At 58.0% G+C, this 15,953-nt stretch carries 17 protein-coding genes; 7 read left to right on the top strand and 10 right to left on the bottom strand.

The genetic code is table 11. The annotated features are described in order from the left end of the window. Window position 1: 1 nt before the first annotated feature. The 8 genes from Q8N00_07785 to Q8N00_07750 all read right to left on the bottom strand — a co-directional run bounded on the left by Q8N00_07785 (window position 2) and on the right by Q8N00_07750 (window position 7,180). A complete protein-coding gene (locus Q8N00_07785; protein ID MDP2382692.1) occupies window positions 2-322 on the bottom strand; it encodes a YtxH domain-containing protein in 321 nt (106 codons plus the stop codon). Window positions 323-335: 13 nt separating this feature from the next. Continuing rightward, the gene (locus Q8N00_07780; GenBank protein ID MDP2382691.1) at window positions 336-719 is read right to left on the bottom strand and encodes a DUF948 domain-containing protein; all 384 of its coding nucleotides are present in this window, start codon (window positions 717-719) and stop codon (window positions 336-338) included. 94 nt (window positions 720-813) lie between these two features. After that, window positions 814-2,280 (bottom strand): Asp-tRNA(Asn)/Glu-tRNA(Gln) amidotransferase subunit GatA, encoded by a 1,467-nt coding sequence (gene gatA, locus Q8N00_07775; protein ID MDP2382690.1) that lies wholly within the window; start codon window positions 2,278-2,280, stop codon window positions 814-816. Next, entirely contained in the window at window positions 2,280-2,645 is a 366-nt protein-coding gene (locus Q8N00_07770; protein MDP2382689.1) for an aspartate 1-decarboxylase, read from the bottom strand. Before Q8N00_07770 ends, gatA begins: the two co-directional genes overlap by 1 nt. An 11-nt stretch (window positions 2,646-2,656) precedes the next feature. Then, window positions 2,657-2,959, bottom strand: coding sequence for an Asp-tRNA(Asn)/Glu-tRNA(Gln) amidotransferase subunit GatC (gene gatC / locus Q8N00_07765; protein MDP2382688.1), 303 nt, complete (start codon window positions 2,957-2,959; stop codon window positions 2,657-2,659). 148 nt (window positions 2,960-3,107) lie between these two features. Then, the gene (gene glmS / locus Q8N00_07760; protein ID MDP2382687.1) at window positions 3,108-4,937 is read right to left on the bottom strand and encodes a glutamine--fructose-6-phosphate transaminase (isomerizing); all 1,830 of its coding nucleotides are present in this window, start codon (window positions 4,935-4,937) and stop codon (window positions 3,108-3,110) included. Window positions 4,938-4,946: 9 nt separating this feature from the next. After that, the gene (glmU, locus tag Q8N00_07755; GenBank protein ID MDP2382686.1) at window positions 4,947-6,515 is read right to left on the bottom strand and encodes a bifunctional UDP-N-acetylglucosamine diphosphorylase/glucosamine-1-phosphate N-acetyltransferase GlmU; all 1,569 of its coding nucleotides are present in this window, start codon (window positions 6,513-6,515) and stop codon (window positions 4,947-4,949) included. After that, entirely contained in the window at window positions 6,512-7,180 is a 669-nt protein-coding gene (locus tag Q8N00_07750; GenBank protein MDP2382685.1) for a DUF502 domain-containing protein, read from the bottom strand. Before Q8N00_07750 ends, glmU begins: the two co-directional genes overlap by 4 nt. A gap of 131 nt (window positions 7,181-7,311) precedes the next feature. Between Q8N00_07750 and tmk the strand changes: the two genes are divergently transcribed. The 7 genes from tmk (at window position 7,312) to Q8N00_07715 (ending at window position 14,640) form a co-directional block, all read left to right on the top strand. Further along, on the top strand, window positions 7,312-7,989 hold the full coding sequence (gene tmk, locus Q8N00_07745) for a dTMP kinase (GenBank protein MDP2382684.1): 678 nt from the start codon (window positions 7,312-7,314) through the stop codon (window positions 7,987-7,989). Window position 7,990: 1 nt separating this feature from the next. Next, entirely contained in the window at window positions 7,991-9,019 is a 1,029-nt protein-coding gene (holB, locus tag Q8N00_07740) for a DNA polymerase III subunit delta' (protein MDP2382683.1), read from the top strand. A gap of 39 nt (window positions 9,020-9,058) precedes the next feature. After that, window positions 9,059-11,077 (top strand): methionine--tRNA ligase, encoded by a 2,019-nt coding sequence (gene metG / locus Q8N00_07735; GenBank protein ID MDP2382682.1) that lies wholly within the window; start codon window positions 9,059-9,061, stop codon window positions 11,075-11,077. Continuing rightward, window positions 11,074-11,934 (top strand): hypothetical protein, encoded by an 861-nt coding sequence (locus tag Q8N00_07730; protein ID MDP2382681.1) that lies wholly within the window; start codon window positions 11,074-11,076, stop codon window positions 11,932-11,934. The genes metG and Q8N00_07730 overlap by 4 nt, the downstream gene beginning before the upstream one ends. 2 nt (window positions 11,935-11,936) lie before the next feature. Continuing rightward, window positions 11,937-12,608, top strand: a complete 672-nt coding sequence (locus tag Q8N00_07725) for a methyltransferase domain-containing protein (GenBank protein ID MDP2382680.1) — start codon at window positions 11,937-11,939, stop codon at window positions 12,606-12,608. Window positions 12,609-12,671: 63 nt separating this feature from the next. Then, on the top strand, window positions 12,672-13,616 hold the full coding sequence (locus Q8N00_07720; GenBank protein MDP2382679.1) for a cation diffusion facilitator family transporter: 945 nt from the start codon (window positions 12,672-12,674) through the stop codon (window positions 13,614-13,616). Between the two features lie 76 nt (window positions 13,617-13,692). After that, a complete protein-coding gene (locus tag Q8N00_07715; GenBank protein ID MDP2382678.1) occupies window positions 13,693-14,640 on the top strand; it encodes a GTP-binding protein in 948 nt (315 codons plus the stop codon). Window positions 14,641-14,804: 164 nt separating this feature from the next. On the opposite strand, the gene Q8N00_07710 is transcribed toward Q8N00_07715, so the two are convergent. Continuing rightward, on the bottom strand, window positions 14,805-15,338 hold the full coding sequence (locus Q8N00_07710) for a phosphatase PAP2 family protein (GenBank protein ID MDP2382677.1): 534 nt from the start codon (window positions 15,336-15,338) through the stop codon (window positions 14,805-14,807). 102 nt (window positions 15,339-15,440) lie between these two features. Beyond that, window positions 15,441-15,872 (bottom strand): hypothetical protein, encoded by a 432-nt coding sequence (locus Q8N00_07705; protein ID MDP2382676.1) that lies wholly within the window; start codon window positions 15,870-15,872, stop codon window positions 15,441-15,443. Between the last annotated feature and the right edge of the window lie 81 nt (window positions 15,873-15,953).

Below are 15,953 nucleotides of genomic sequence, written 5' to 3'. Positions count from 1 at the left end.
CTTAGCCTCGGTCCTCCCCACGCAACTGATCACGCTCGCGCCGCATGGCATCCCGACCGGCTTCAAACGCGTCGCGCAGAACTGATTTCTTCGACTCCACAAATTCCTTCCCCTCCTCCACGACCTCTTCAAACGCATCGCCTGCGCGATCAGCCAGGTCTCGAAGACTACCTTCTGCCCGACGGGCATACCCACGCAGCTGCTCGCGCGACTCCCGTCCGGTCTGTGGAGCCAGCAATAACGCCGCAACCGTGCCCAACGCTGCGCCGGTCAAAAATGCAAGCACAACCACTGCCGCTGCCGATCCCCTATCGTCCGCCATTATGATGCCCTCCTCATTTTCGAAACCGTTCCTTCATGACTTGGGTCGCCGCTTTAAATCCTGCGACCACACTGGAAACATTGGCCAGCAGCGATCCACTTGAGCCCCTCACGACATCGTGCATATGTTGCACCGACTCCCCGACCTCCCCGACCGCATGCAAGAGGACGGTCGCATGCTCCACCCCCCCGCGAGCCTGCTCCGCCAGATCGTTCACATTCCCGCTCATCACCCGAAGCTCACTGATCAGCGACGGAAAATCCCGTTTCATGATAGCCAGAAGCTGTTCGGACTCCGCCATGGTCTTTCGAACCTGAATCAGCACAGGCACGAGATAGCCCACCAACAGCGCAAAGACTACTGCGACCAGAATCGCAGCCACATCAACGATTGTCATAAGACCTCCAACGCGCGTGAGCCGTGAGGCGTAAAACGTAATACCTGAAGAGACCGAACCGGGTTCCCTGTCACGTTCTGACCTGTCACCATGATTACCGTATCACCGGCTTCTTCGTTTTCCATTGCGTACTCTGTTCGTAGGCGTAGGCCGCTCGCAACAGCGTCTCTTCCTCGAACGGCCGACCGATCAACTGCAACCCGATGGGCAACCCGGCCCGGCTGAATCCGCAGGGCAACGAGATCGCTGGCACACCAGCGAGATTCACCGAAATGGTGAAAATGTCCGACAGATACATCTGGAGCGGGTCATCCGCCTTCGCGCCGAACTTGAATGCCGGCGTGGGAGTCACAGGCGTCACGATGAGATCGACGTCCTGAAACGCTGCCTCGAAATCCTGGCGAATCAATGTCCGCACCGCTTGCGCCTTGCCATAATAGGCATCGTAATATCCCGCACTAAGGACGTAGGTTCCCAGCATGATCCGTCGTTTCACCTCGGGTCCAAAGCCTTCCTGCCGCGTCTTCATATACAACTCAAGCAGGTCCTTGGTCTCTTTGGCGCGAAGCCCGAACTTCACTCCGTCATAGCGGGCTAAATTTGAGCTGGCTTCAGCCGTGGCAAGGACATAGTACGTCGCCACCGCCGCGTCCGTCCTCGGTAACTGAATTTCCTTAATTTCCCCACCCAGTGCTTTCAGTTCCTGGATCGCCGCCCGCACGGTCAGCTCGACGTCAGGGTCCAACCCCTCCGCAAAAAACTCGACCGGCACACCGACCCTCAGCCGCTTGAGGTCTTTCTTTTTGAGCGCCTTGAGATAGTCCGGCACCGGAACATCAGCCGATGTCGAATCCAACGGATCGTGACCGGCGATCGCGCCGAGGAGGAAGGCTGAATCCATCACATCTTTCGTAATCGGTCCGATTTGATCGAGCGAAGAGGCGAACGCAATCAATCCGTACCGGGAGACCCGCCCATAGGTCGGCTTGAGGCCCACGACCCCGCAAAATGCCGCCGGCTGCCGGATCGACCCGCCGGTATCAGACCCCAACGCCGCGGCACATTCATCCGCCGCGACCGCCGCGGCCGATCCTCCGCTGGATCCCCCTGGAACACATTGCAGGTTCCAGGGGTTGCGGCTGGGTCCAAAGGCCGAATTTTCTGTTGATGAGCCCATCGCGAACTCATCGAGGTTGGTCTTTCCAAGGAGTAGGTATCCCTGAGCGCGCAACTTTGCAATGACGGTGGCATCGTATGGCGGGACGAAATTGCCGAGCATCTGGGACGCGCACGTCGTGCGGACACCCTCGGTACAGATATTATCTTTGATCGCCAGCGGCATCCCCATCATCGGCGACGTCCTGCGCCACCCTTTCAGCGACGCATCGAGCGCGCTCGCTTGCGCCACCACCGAGTCTTTGGCCTGCGTGATATAGGCCTTCACCTTGGACTCCACCTGGCCGATCCGCAATCCATAGGCGCGAACGATCTCCGTCGCGGTGACTTCACCGGCGGTAAACTTTTTATGGAGCTCGTAGAGCGAGAGTTTATGAAGCGACATCAGTGTTTTGTCTTCCCTGGAACGATTCGGTTCTTCTCATTGACTTGGATAATCTTGGGCAGGTGGCGCTTGATTTCTTCCTCCGAATAATACTCGTAACAGAAGATGATGATCTGATCACGCACCGCACCTTTCCGCGCCGTCGGCCCGTTGAGGATAATCTCACCTGCGCCACGCTTGCCCGCCATGGCATAGGTCATGAACCGCTCGCCGTTATTCAAATTCGAGCAGACGATCGCCTCATAGGGCAAAATCCCCGCTGCCTCCATCAGATCCTCGTCGATCGTGAGACTGCCTTCATAATCGAGGCAGGACTCCGTCACCGTGGCCCGATGAATCTTTGACCGCAACATTTGCCTGAGCATTCAAACCTCGCTTAAAGGGGTTGTCGATCTTCAATAATTTTTGGCACCACAAAGAACCCGTCGGCCGACTCCGGCGCATTGGCCACCGCCCGCTCGATGGATAGGGACGCCCGCACGTCATCGGGACGAAACACGTTCACTTGCCCCAATACTGTCGCCGTCGGCTCAATTCCTGTAGTGTCATACTGCTTCAACGTCTCTACATGCGTAAGGATCTGGCTCAGCTGTTTCGTGAACGCCGCCTTCTCGACATCCGTCAACTCCAGCCGCGCCAACTTCGCGACCTTCTCAACTTCCTGTTTCGTAATTTCCATGTTCCTCCGTTTGCCCATCCCGCAGGATGTTGAAAATCATCCTCCAGCAAGGCCGCAGGCGACGGCAAAACCGCAAGTGTACCCTCCGGGGTACATTGAGGATTTTGCCAAGCCGAGAACGAAGCTGGGGATGATTTTCAACATCCTGCTACTCAACCGTCACACTTTTTGCCAGGTTTCTCGGCTGATCCACATCCGCCCCCCGCAACACGGCGATATGATACGCCAGGAGCTGCAGGGGGATCGTGAACAGAATCGGCGACAGCAAGGGGTGCGTGTCAGGAATCGTGAATACCGCATCGGCGATCTTCCCCAGCTCCCGCTCGCCTTCCGCGACCAACGCGATGACCGGTGCATGCCGGGCCTTCACTTCCATCAGATTGCTCACGGTCTTTTCGTACAGGCGATCCCTCGGTGCCAACACCACCACCGGCATGTCCTTATCGATGAGCGCAATCGGCCCATGCTTCATCTCTCCTGCGGCATAACCCTCCGCATGGATATAGGACACCTCTTTCAGCTTGAGTGCGCCTTCGAGCGCAATCGGAAAATTAATCCCGCGGCCAAGGAACAAGAAATTCCGCTTTTTGTAATACCGTTTGGCAATCGCCACGATCTCCGCCTCGCGCCCAAGCACCTGCTCGACCAACGCCGGAAGCGAGACAAGACGGTCGAGCCAGGCCTTGCCGTCCGCAACCGATAAGGTTCCTCGCACACGCCCCAAGTGCAGCGCCAGCATATACAACGCCGTGAGCTGCGCGGTAAAGGCTTTGGTCGAGGCCACGCCGATTTCGGGTCCGCAATGGGTATAGAGCACACCATCCGATTCGCGAGCCAGGGTACTGCCCACAACATTCACGATCGAGACGATACGCGCGCCCTTGGCCTTCGCCTCACGTGCCGCAGCCAATGTGTCGGCGGTCTCGCCTGACTGCGAAATTGTGATGAAGAGATCGTCCTTCTCGACCAACGGGTCGCGGTAGCGGAATTCACTGCCGATATCGACCTGCACCGGGGTACGGACCATCTCCTCCAATAGGTACTTCCCCACCAGGCCCGAGTGCCACGACGTACCGCATGCGACAATCCATATCCGGCCGACGGCGGCAAATTCTTTCGGCGTTAATCCGATATCCGGCAGGTCCGCTTCACCGGTTTCATACGAGTAACGCCCGCGCATGGTATCGAGAATCGTCTGCGGCTGCTCGTGAATCTCTTTCAACATAAAATGCGGGAATCCGCTCTTTTCTGCCGCAGAGGCATCCCACGTAATATTGGTCGCTTTCCGTTTAACGGGACGTCCCTCGATATCGGTGAAATGGATCTCACTCGCCGTTACGACTGCCACATCGCCTTCTTCGAGGTAGGTCACGTCGCGGGTATGGGCCAGCATCGCCATGACATCGGACGCAACGAAGGATGCCTTGGCGGTCTTGCCTACGACCAGCGGGCATCCGGAGCGCGCCGCAATCATGATTCCCGGTTCCCGCTCCGAAATGACTGCCAGCGCATAACTCCCCCGCACATCCTTCGTGGCGGCTCGCACGGCCTCGGCCAGCTTCATACCCTGCTGGAGATACTTATCGATCAGATGGGCGACGACTTCCGTATCCGTTTCTGAATGGAACTTGTAGCCCTCTTTCTCTAATTGCTGTTTCAGCGGCTGATAGTTCTCAATGATGCCGTTGTGCACGAGCACGCAGCCTTTCGAGCGGTGTGGGTGGGCATTTTGCTCTGAGGGCTTCCCATGCGTCGCCCATCGCGTATGGCCGATTCCCTCTGTGCCCTTGAGGGATTTTTCCTTCAGCGACTTCTGAAGATTGACCAGTTTACCGACCGTGCGCCGAATTTCGATTTTGTCGCTTTGCAACACCGCAACGCCGGACGAGTCATAGCCTCGATACTCTAGCTTCGCGAGGCCGCCGATGAGAATCGGGACCGCCTCTTGATCGCCCACGTATCCGACAATTCCACACATAGGAGTGATCTACCTCCGCTTTTTCGACTGGTTCTTGGGAAGACTCTTCGTCGACAGTGACGACGATACGGGGCCAACCTGAGCTTGCATCGCCAACACCCGTCGGCGCGCAGCCCACCCAGCCCGGTTCACTTGAGGCACCCGCGCAATCACCAATGCATCCGCAGGCACATCCTGCGTCACCGTCGTGCCGGCTGCGATGATGGCTCTCGCCCCCACCGTTACCGGCGCGATCAACTGCGTATCGCTGCCGAGAAAGACCCCATCTCCGATCACGGTCTGAAATTTGTGCACGCCGTCGTAGTTACAGGTGATGGTGCCGGCGCCAATGTTGACCCCTTTTCCGATTGTTGCGTCTCCCAGATAACTCAGATGGTTTGCCTTCGATCCTTCGCCCAAATCGGTCTTCTTCATCTCGACGAAATTCCCAACCTTCGCCTTCTTCCGCACCACCACACCGGGCCGCAGATGAACAAAGGGCCCCAGATGTGCGTCGTCTTCAATTTGAGAGTCTGTAAACAAGCAATGATCGAGAATCTCCACACGATTACCAACGGTACAATTCGTCAGCCTGCTGTAGGAACGCAGCACAGAATCTTCCCCGATGACCGTCGTGCCTTCGAGCGTTACGTTGGGATAGAGCACGGTGTCTTTTCCAATCGTGACCGTCGCGTCAATCCAGGTTGAAGCCGGATCGATCATCGTCACCCCGGCATCGAGCCATCGTTCACGAATCTGCTGCCGCACCACCTGTTCAGCTGTCGCAAGCTGTCGGCGCGTATTCACGCCAAGCCCTTCGTCGGGATTGTCGAGGACCACTGCGGCCACAGGCCGTCCCTGCTCCGCAGCGAGACGGACGATATCCGTCAAATAATATTCCCCTTGGGCATTGCTCGGGTCGAGCTTTTCCAACGCGCTGAAAAGGAACTCCCCGTCGACCACATAGGTCCCCACGTTGATTTCGCGAATCGCCCGCTCCCCGTCGTTGGCATCACGATCCTCGACGATACGAGAGACTGCCCGCTCGGCCGAATGGGTACGCACGACTCGCCCGTAGCCACTCGCGTCCTCAAGGACCGCCGTCAGAATAGTCACGGTCGCTCGTTCCGCCTGATGCACACGCAGGAGCTCGCGTACGGTCTTGTCCTGAAGCAGCGGCGTGTCGCCGTTCAGAATCAGATAGCTCGATGGGGCGCCCCGTTTGCCCACTGCAAATGCCGAACGGCTCTGCAAGACCGCGTGGCCTGTCCCTAATTGCTCACGCTGCTCAACAATCGCCACTGAGGAGCCGCTCTTCACTGTTGACGTCGCGGAGTCGATGACCTGCCGAACCTCATCGGCCTGATGCCCCACCACGACTGCCACGCGATCCCCTGCGACGCGCAATCCGAGCCCCACCGAATAGAGCACCATCGCCTGGCCTGCCACTGGATGCAGCACCTTCACCTGCTTTGACCTCATACGTGTCCCACGCCCGGCCGCCATGACGACCACGGCAAGACCGGCGATCGTTCCCTGCCGGTTCATGGCAATCGGCTGTTTCTTTTTCGAGACTTCAGCGGTTCGTGAACGGCTCATCCAATCGGCACTCCCACTTCGGGCTGTTTCACCATCCCCTGCTTCGTCGCAGCCGTCACCGCCGATGCCATGGAAGAGGAGGGAGAGCAGAGCCCACCTGAAACGATCAGCTTCATCGCCTCCTCAACAGTCATATCAACAGCGGTGACTTCATGCTCCGGCACCAAGAGGAAATAACCAGACGTCGGATTCGGGGACGTCGGCACATACACGTGGATCAGCGGCTCCTGCGCAAGATCTTGCATCCTCCCTTTGGTCACACCCGTCACAAAGGCAAAGCAATAATGGCCATTTTTGGGAAACTGAATCAGGACGACGCGGTTATATGAGGGCTGATCAGAGAACGACACAATGTCCATCATGGACTTTAACGTCGAGTAGATGCCCCGCACGAGCGGCACACGATTCAGGAACTCCTCCCACCATTTTACAATTTGCCGACCCATAAAGTTGGTGGCGAACAGCCCGGCCATAAAAACCAACAGGATCAACGCCAGAATCCCCAGCCCTGGCACATAATGACTCGGCACCAGCCGGACCAGGAGATCCCCCAGAATGCCATCGACGGCCACGAACAGGGTCTTCAAAATGAGGACGGTTCCCCAGATGGGGATGATCACGAGCAGACCCGTCAGAAAGTAGCGTTTTAGCGAGGTTTTCAGCATACATATGGCCGATGGACGTAGGCGGTCATCATACAGAGATCTACGAGGGCCTCGCAAGCCTTTTCTTGCTATTTTCAACAACTTGGAATACCATCCGGCCCGTTTTCTTCACTGGCGATGGGGCCGACACGATGGGGACAAAGAGGCCGAAGACGCACGGTCATTTCATTACGCTCGAGGGGGTCGAAGGCAGTGGGAAAAGCACCCAAATCCGTCACCTCGCTGACGTGCTGACTCAAGCGGGCTATCGCGTGCTCCAAACCAGAGAGCCGGGTGGCACGGCAACCGCCGAAGCGATTCGACAGATCCTCCTCACCGCCTCATCGCAGGACCCCGTGACACCTCAAACCGAAGCCCTGCTGGTCCTCGCGGCAAGACATCAACATGTTACCCATCTCATCGAGCCGGCATTACGACGTGGCACCGTGGTGCTCTGCGACCGGTTCTCCGATTCCACGCTGGCCTACCAGGGATACGCACGGGGCCTCGACCTTCAGTGGTTGCGGGCGGCCAACGCCGTCGCGGCCAACGGACTCACGCCGGACCTCACCCTCGTCCTCGACCTCCCGATTTCCGTGGGCCTGGCCAGGCGGCGAGCTGATCATGGAGCGCAGAATCGGCTAGACCGTGAGACAGAACGTTTTCACCGAAAGGTGCGCCGGGGATTTTTGACGCTCGCAGCCGAAGAACCTCGCCGCATGACCATCGTGAATGCCAATCGGCCCGTGCAAGATGTCCAGGACGAGCTCGCCGAGATCGTGCTAGGCTGGATGACTCGACAAGGTCGCCCGCCACGCCGCCGGAGCTAACATGCCCTTTCGCGATTGTATCGGACATCAACAATCCATCGCACTGCTGCAGGCTGCCGTCACCCATCAACGATTGGCGCATGCCTATCTGTTCCACGGTGAAGAGGCGATCGGGAAACAATTGACGGCGATTCGTCTGGCGCAAGCACTCAACTGTGAACAGCCTCCTGTCGCGGAAGGGATCGACAGTTGTGGCACCTGCCGATCCTGTCAACAGATCGAAGCCCGCACGCACCCGGACTTTTTCGTCATCGAGCCGGACCCGGAACAGGCCACCAGGCAAATTAAGATCGAGCAAGTCCGCGACATCGAACATCAGATCATGTACCGTCCGCTCATCGGCGAGCGGAAAATCTGCCTGATCAATGACGCCGACCGCATGACCATCGGCGCGGCCAACGCGCTCCTCAAAACACTGGAAGAGCCACCAGCCCATAGTCTCTTCCTCGTCATCTCGAGCCGCCCCGCCGCCCTCCCGGCGACCATCAGGTCGCGCTGTCAGGCCCTTCGCTTTACAACACCGGCTCGCACACAAGTGGAAGCCGCGCTCATCCTGACAGGCAACATCCCCCCCGCGGATGCGCGATTCCTCGCCATCATCAGCGAAGGCCGCATCGGGGAAGCCCTGACCGCCGAGGTGAAAGACACGCGCGCGCGTCAACAGGAACTGGTGAACTTGGTCCGCCCAGAATCCTTGCAATCGATCGGGTCCATCCTGACCTCGGCGGAAGCGATTGCGAAAGCCGACCGCGCCCAGGACATACTCGCCTGGCTGGCCCGCTGGATCCGCGACCTCGTCCTGATTCAAGTCGGAGGAGACCGCGACCAGCTGCTCTATCTTGACGATCTTGCGACATTGGAAGCCTACGCCCAACAGGCCAACACCGACTTGCTGTTGGACCTGCTCCGTGAAATTGAAATGACCGAGCAACGCGCGACCAGGCACCTCAATCTCCACATGGCGTTGGAAATGATTCTGCTCCGCCTGCGCGACGCGGTCGCCCTGTCGTCCGTCCCTCTATCAATCTAGCTTTCGCCGTTTATTACCTGATATCTTTTGTCACGCCCCATGAGTACCCCCGATCACTTCTACATCACCACGCCAATCTATTACGTCAACGACGTGCCACATATCGGGCATGCCTACACCACCGTAGCGGCTGACGTCCTTGCTCGGTATTGGCGGCTGCGAGGACGGGACGTCTTCTTTCTCACCGGGCTCGATGAGCATGGACAAAAAGTTCAGCAGGCCGCAGCCAAGGCCGGCATCGACCCGCAGGCCCATTGCGATAAGTTGGCACCCCAGTTTCAGGACCTCTGGAAACGGCTGAATATCTCGAACGATGCCTTCATCCGAACGACCGATGCCCCACACAAGTCAGTCGTGCAACGATACCTTCAAGACCTCTTTGATAAGCAACTGATTTATAAGGCTGACTATACCGGATGGTACTGCACGTTTGACGAGCGGTTTTGGACTGAAAAGGATGTCGAGAGCGGCCTCTGCCCGGACTGCAAACGACCGGTCGAACGCATTAGCGAGCACAACTACTTTTTCAAGATGGGGCAATATCAGGAACAACTAATCGAGCACATCAAGTCACATCCAGACTTCATCCGTCCTGAGTCGCGCAGGAATGAAGTGCTGGGGTTTCTCACAACCCAGAAGCTCGGGGACCTCTCGATCTCGCGACCGAAGTCACGGCTCTCCTGGGGCATTGCGTTACCCTTCGACCAGGACTACGTCACCTATGTCTGGTTCGACGCCTTGGTCAATTATGTCTCCGGATTAGAATATCTGCCCCCGACTCCGTCTCAAGATCGATATTGGCCGGCATCCGTCCATTTAGTCGGGAAGGACATCCTCACCACCCATGCCGTCTATTGGTCCACGATGCTCATGGCGCTGAACCTCCCTCTACCGGAGACGATCTTTGCGCATGGCTGGTGGACGGTCGATGGCGAAAAGATGTCGAAGAGCCGCGGCAACGTCGTCGACCCCAATAAGATGATCGATGCATTCGGCGCCGACGCGTTCCGATACTTCTTATTTAAAGAGGTCCCGTTCGGACAGGATGGCGACTTTTCGCAATCGGCAATGGTGACCAACATCAACAGCGACCTGGCCAATGGAATCGGCAATCTGTTGAGCCGAACATTGACGATGATTGAACGGTTCGCCCACGGCACCATTCCTACGGCAGGAACGCCGGCCATTTCAGAACTTGAAGCCAAAATTGCCACCACAGCGACAGGCCTCCCTGAACGAATCGATCAGGGCTATCGCGCGCTCGCCTTTCGCGAAAACCTCCAGGCCATCTGGGAGCTCATCGGCCTCTGTGACGAATACATCGATAAGGCTGCCCCCTGGAAACTCGCAAAGAATCCTGAGGACCAACCACGCATCGACACCGTGCTGAATACGACCGCGAGAGCGCTACGGTTGCTCTCTGTACTCATGTATCCCTACATGCCCCACACGGCAGGACAACTCGCCCAGCAACTCGGCCTGTCATTCGACTTTTCAAAACCAATACCGCACATGGCCTATCAATGGGAAACGCCGCTTGCTGAGGTCAACATCTGCAAAGGCCCGGGCCTCTTTCCTCGCATCGAATCAAAACCACAAGGAGTCAAACCCGTGAGCGACGTAACCACTCCCCAACAACCGACAGCAGCAACCCCCACGCCAACCACTTCCGCACAGCCATCTCCGACGCCCATCGCCTCTAGCCCCGCACCACAGGCCCCCGCTCCGGTGCAGATCACCATCGATGACTTCATGAAAATTCAGCTCAAGACCGCGAAGGTCCTCAGTGCCGAGCGCGTCCCGAAATCAGAGAAGCTGCTCAAGCTACAAGTCAGTCTAGGAGAGGGCGCTGAGCAGCGGCAGATCGTCGCAGGCATCGGCAAGAAGTACGAGCCCGAAGCCCTGATCGGCAAAATGATCATCATCGTCGCCAACCTCAAGCCGGCAAAGCTCATGGGCATCGAATCGCAAGGCATGGTCCTGGCCGCAGGAGACAGCGAAGTCCGTGGCTTGGCCACCATCCTTGAGGAAGTTGACCCCGGCACCAAGGTGAAATGAACCGGGCAGTTGCCACAATCCAACTTCTGCTTCTCTGTAGTGCTGCGCTGATGCCCCTCCCCTGCCTCGCGACCCAGGCTCAAGGAGAACCCCCTCCCGATCTCCATTTGAACGAGCCCCAATCGACGACGATCTTGGTTCGAGTCGTGAGCCATGGGTCGATGGTCCTCGGCCGCGAGGTCGGAAACGCCCGCGTCACGATCACTGACGTGGCCACCAAACAGATCCTGGCCACCGGTATTCAGCAGGGCGATGCCGGCGACCAGAATCAAATTATGCGGACGCCTCGGCTCATGGAGGAGCCGCACTATAGCTCCCGACCCGCGGCAGCGTTTTCCGCAACTTTCGACCTGCTCCGTCCCACGCTGGTTGAGGTGACCGCGGAAGGGCCGCTCGCCTACCCCGCATCGTCCCAGCGCGCGTCGACGACCGTATGGCTCGTGCCCGGGCAAGACACGACCAACGACGGGATCGTCCTCCACCTCTACGGCTACATCGTCCAAATCGAACATCCTCAACCAGGCATGTCATTGATCGCGAGAAACGATGTGACCCTGCGCGCATCAGTCCGAACCCTGTCTGGAGCGCCTGTTCGCCCGCACGGGGACTGGGACTCCCGGAAAATCCACATCTATGGTGAGCTGATGATCGGAGAGCGAGTTCTTGAACGGCTCCAGCTGTTTTACAATAGCGACCGGGCGCGCTTCGAAGCCCCGTTTTTCGTCCCCCTCCCGACTGATGCACCGGACGGGATCACCCTGCGCGTCGTAGCGGCTGATCCCTCGAACGGAAACTTCGGTATCGGCCAAGCAAAATTTCCTGTGCTCAGCGAACGTTTACCACCGAGGAGCCGGTAACCATGAATAAGAACCTGATCCTCGTGGCCAGCCTCTCTGTGCTCCTTGCCGGGACAGCGATAGCCCAAGACCAGCACCGCCGCCCCGACGATATCAAACAATACCTGGAACACCTCGATAGTACCGAGCGCGATCGCGACCAGAAACCGGCCCAGATAGTAGAGGCGCTCAGGTTGAAACCCGGCATGGCGGTCGCCGATCTTGGCTCAGGGTCAGGGTACTTCACGCGCCGCTTCGTCGAAGCCGTGACCGAGACCGGAATGGTCTATGCCGTGGACGTCGAGCCGGAGATGCTGGCCTATGCGAAAGAAAGCATCGTGCATATGCACGTGCCCTATACAGCGGAGTTTATCCTGGCTCGATCGGACAGTCCGAAACTGCCGTTCGAATCCGTCGATCTCCTCTTCATCTGCAATACCATCCATCATCTTGACGACCGCTCCAAATACTTCCGCGACCTCGCATCGTCGCTCAAGCCGGGAGGCCGCATCAGCATTATCGATTTTTACCCCGATGAGCGATCAGGCAAGCTTGGGTTCCCCAAACATCATCTCGTCTCTCGTGAGACCATCGTCAAAGAACTGACCGACGCAGGATATCGGCTCGACCGGGAGCACAGCTTCCTGCCACGCCAATACTTTCTGGAGTTCACTGCCGCTCAATCAGTACGGTAGTACACCGCATTTCCAACTCGCCCGGATGCTTGCCCTGTCTCATGGGCCATGCGACACTAGGCCATGAGTTCTCTCGTCTCCTTCGAACACTTGCGGTCGCGTCTCTATATCGCGCTAGCGCTGAACGCCGTGATCATCACGGCTGAATTCATCGGCGGCTTCTTGCTCGACAGCGTCGGGCTCATGAGCGACGCGGGCCACAATCTCGTCGATCAGGGCTCGCTCTTTCTGGCGCTGTATGCCCACATTCTCACCAGGCAGCCGGCCAGCGAAACGCGCACGTTCGGCTATCACCGCGCCGGCGTGATTGCCGCATTTCTCAACTCGTTTATCCTCGTGCTGACGGCGATCGGCATTACCCTCGTAGCACTCAAGCGGTTACTGCATCCCGTCTCCGTCGATGGCGGGTGGATCATGGGCATTGCGGCCATAAGCTTTGTGGCCAATCTCAGCATCGCGTTGCTACTCCAGCATGGCGCGAAAGATGACCTGAACATCCGCAGCGCCTTTTGGCACATGCTGGGCGATGCCTGGGTCTCGCTCGGTGTCGTGCTGAGCGGCGGAGCAATTTTATTGACGGGCTGGACGGTGCTCGATCCGCTCATCAGTCTCCTCGTCGTCGGCGCCATTCTCCATGGGGCCTGGCCGCTGTTCAAAGAATCCCTCGACGTATTACTGGAATCCACGCCGCCCACGATCAGTGCGTCTCACGTCGCCACAACGATCGAGTCTATGCCCGGTGTGAAGAATGTGCATGATCTCCATATCTGGGCCGTAGAGCCCCGCCTCATCATGCTCACCTGCCATGTGCTGACCGACGGCGATGACTCCACCCTGACGAATACGCTCCTGCGATCGATCCACGACCGGATTACCGCCGATTTCGGGATCAAACACATGACGATTCAAGTGGAAACGCATTGCTGCGACCCCGACGACGTCCATTGCGACCTGACCAAACTCGCCGCGCAGCATCCTGAGCTCGAAGCCCTCACCCACCATCATTGAGTTGTTCAGAATCCCTTGTGGCCGGTAGTATGTAGGTCACGATGTCTGCAGGGCCTTTCGATAACCAGGAATGAATATGTCTATCCCCTTCTATATCCTCTGCGGTTCACTCGGAGCAGGAAAAACCACGCTCTTGATGCGGCTCCTTGAACATTGGAAAAGTCAGGGCAAACGGGCCGGCGTCTTGATGAACGAAGCCGGCGAGGTGAGCATCGACGGCCCTCGTGCAGGCACCATTGCCGAACAAGTCATGAACCTCGCCGGCGGCTGTGTCTGCTGCGATACGAAGGAAGACTTGTCCTGGGGGATCGCCCAACTGGTGCGGGACTATGAATCGGATGTGATCATCCTCGAATGTTCCGGCATGGCCGATCCAGCCGAAGTCATCGATGGTGTCACCGACCTCTACACCGCGAGGCTCGCACATTTGGAAAAAGTCATCGCCCTCCTGCATCCCATCCCCACCGATCGGGAGAGTATGGGTGGATTCGTCACCTCCCAGGCGATCCGCTGCGCTGACGAACTGATCCTCAACAAAAAAGATCTCTATGTCGCCGGCCATTGGGAGAATTTCAAGGCCGCAATCGTCACGCAGAATCCCTACGCACGGGTCTGGGAAACCAGCCATGCCCGAGTCGACCCCTCAGCGCTGCTCGAACCGATCACGCGGAGGTCGCCGGCGCCGACAGTCAATGTGGAATTCGGCGTACCGCGATCAGCCCCGACGAACAAACGAGCCTCATACCATCCCATCGCCACGACGGTTCGACTGCCAGGCCCGTTGAATCTCGTCCGGTTCCTGAGTTGGATGAAGGCGCTGCCCCCGGAGCTTGAACGGGCGAAAGGCTTCTTCCGCTTTGCCAAGGGGCCTGAACTGCAAGAATTTCAATATGCCCCGCCAGGCAACGCCACCATTGCACCGATTACCCTGCTCGACGAACCGAACCATGCAATTGTGCTGATTGGACGAGGCTATGATGTGGAAAGCTGCCAAGCAAAATTATTGGACTGCTTGGAAATCTAGCGGGCTGAAAGAAAACCACGCAGGATGCCAGAGTTTCTTCAGGATGCTCAAAACGTTCGTCCAGCTAGGCCGCAGACGAGTCGAAACCGGAGGCGTACCCTCAGTGGTACGTTGAGGATTTCGATAAGCCGAGAACGAAGCTGGCGGACATTTTCAGCATCCTGCTAGGAACGGAAACGGGAGTAACGCAAAAGCAGCCAGGCAGCGCCGGCCCCCAATAATCCACCTATCACCCAGCCTCCCACCACATCCGTGACATAGTGCGCCCCGATATAGACTCGCGAGAGGCCAACCAGTCCGACCAGCGGCCAACTCACCCAGCCTGAACGGGGATAGAGAACCTGCAGGAACGCCGCGGCGACTGCGGTATTGATCGCGTGATTCGAGGGAAAACTGAACACTTTTCCGCAAGCGGCTTCCACATGCTGAATGTCCAGCAGCGACATACAGGGGCGCGGCCGCGCGACCAGATGCTTCAGACGGGCGCCGAGAAAATCGGCAATCCCAATCGTCGCTGCCAGGACCGGCGCACCCAACAGTACTTCGCGCCAGGACAGCCACAACCAATAACAGACCAACAGGATGCCGGGAACCCACAACAGGCTTGAGTTGGAAAGAGAGAGCGCAACGTGGTCGACCCAAGCCGACTGACCGGCGAGGCCATTGATGGCACGAAAGAACGATTCGTCCCAGCTCATAGGGTACCGGCAGACAGAGGCACGAGGCGTGAGGCGTGAGGGATTGCCTGCTTCACCTGATTGCCTCTCGCCACATGCCTCATGCCCCTAGCCTTCCAGCACTTATCTCGTGCGAAAATGGATCCTCACGGTCAGTTCCCCATCGATCGGCTCATCACCTTTCATCTGGGGATCGAAGGTCCACTTGTTCAGGGCAGCCATCCCGGCGATGGTCAGTTCCCGATGTTTGGCCGGTTCCAAAACTACGACGGTCACCGTCGCATCTTTGGAGACCAACATGCGGGCCTTCATCCAATCGTCGAGTTCTTTGCCGTCCAAGGCCGGCGGAATGGCCGGCCAAGGTGTCGCTTTGGGAACCGGCCCAAGCTGTTGGTCCTTATTCAGCGGCAGTCCATGGACATGAACCTCGGGCAGCTCCAGCACATCTTCATGGTGATCGTCCGCATGCGTCGCCTCGTCACCGGCTACCGCAAATGCAGCGACCGGCCCGGCCAACGTTACCGCGAAGAATATCGCAAGACATAATCTCATCATATGCACATCCTACCCTATCACTGCCGGATGCTCAAACAGGCCAGGCAACGAGGCCGCAGGGAGACGGGCGACTGAGAACGA

The organism is Nitrospirota bacterium, assembly GCA_030684575.1.
Lineage (GTDB): Bacteria > Nitrospirota > Nitrospiria > Nitrospirales > Nitrospiraceae > Palsa-1315.
Note: the sequence above shows the minus strand (reverse complement) of the source record. Positions and strands in the feature narration are given on the sequence as shown.

Bases quoted from the DNA above. Each gene is read 5' to 3' on its own strand.
- Q8N00_07785 (MDP2382692.1), bottom strand. From the start codon at position 322: ATGGCGGACGATAGGGGATCGGCAGCGGCAGTGGTTGTGCTTGCATTT.
- Q8N00_07780 (MDP2382691.1), bottom strand. From the start codon at position 719: ATGACAATCGTTGATGTGGCTGCGATTCTGGTCGCAGTAGTCTTTGCG.
- gatA (MDP2382690.1), bottom strand. From the start codon at position 2,280: ATGTCGCTTCATAAACTCTCGCTCTACGAGCTCCATAAAAAGTTTACC.
- Q8N00_07770 (MDP2382689.1), bottom strand. From the start codon at position 2,645: ATGCTCAGGCAAATGTTGCGGTCAAAGATTCATCGGGCCACGGTGACG.
- gatC (MDP2382688.1), bottom strand. From the start codon at position 2,959: ATGGAAATTACGAAACAGGAAGTTGAGAAGGTCGCGAAGTTGGCGCGG.
- glmS (MDP2382687.1), bottom strand. From the start codon at position 4,937: ATGTGTGGAATTGTCGGATACGTGGGCGATCAAGAGGCGGTCCCGATT.
- glmU (MDP2382686.1), bottom strand. From the start codon at position 6,515: ATGAGCCGTTCACGAACCGCTGAAGTCTCGAAAAAGAAACAGCCGATT.
- Q8N00_07750 (MDP2382685.1), bottom strand. From the start codon at position 7,180: ATGCTGAAAACCTCGCTAAAACGCTACTTTCTGACGGGTCTGCTCGTG.
- tmk (MDP2382684.1), top strand. From the start codon at position 7,312: ATGGGGACAAAGAGGCCGAAGACGCACGGTCATTTCATTACGCTCGAG.
- holB (MDP2382683.1), top strand. From the start codon at position 7,991: ATGCCCTTTCGCGATTGTATCGGACATCAACAATCCATCGCACTGCTG.
- metG (MDP2382682.1), top strand. From the start codon at position 9,059: ATGAGTACCCCCGATCACTTCTACATCACCACGCCAATCTATTACGTC.
- Q8N00_07730 (MDP2382681.1), top strand. From the start codon at position 11,074: ATGAACCGGGCAGTTGCCACAATCCAACTTCTGCTTCTCTGTAGTGCT.
- Q8N00_07725 (MDP2382680.1), top strand. From the start codon at position 11,937: ATGAATAAGAACCTGATCCTCGTGGCCAGCCTCTCTGTGCTCCTTGCC.
- Q8N00_07720 (MDP2382679.1), top strand. From the start codon at position 12,672: ATGAGTTCTCTCGTCTCCTTCGAACACTTGCGGTCGCGTCTCTATATC.
- Q8N00_07715 (MDP2382678.1), top strand. From the start codon at position 13,693: ATGTCTATCCCCTTCTATATCCTCTGCGGTTCACTCGGAGCAGGAAAA.
- Q8N00_07710 (MDP2382677.1), bottom strand. From the start codon at position 15,338: ATGAGCTGGGACGAATCGTTCTTTCGTGCCATCAATGGCCTCGCCGGT.
- Q8N00_07705 (MDP2382676.1), bottom strand. From the start codon at position 15,872: ATGATGAGATTATGTCTTGCGATATTCTTCGCGGTAACGTTGGCCGGG.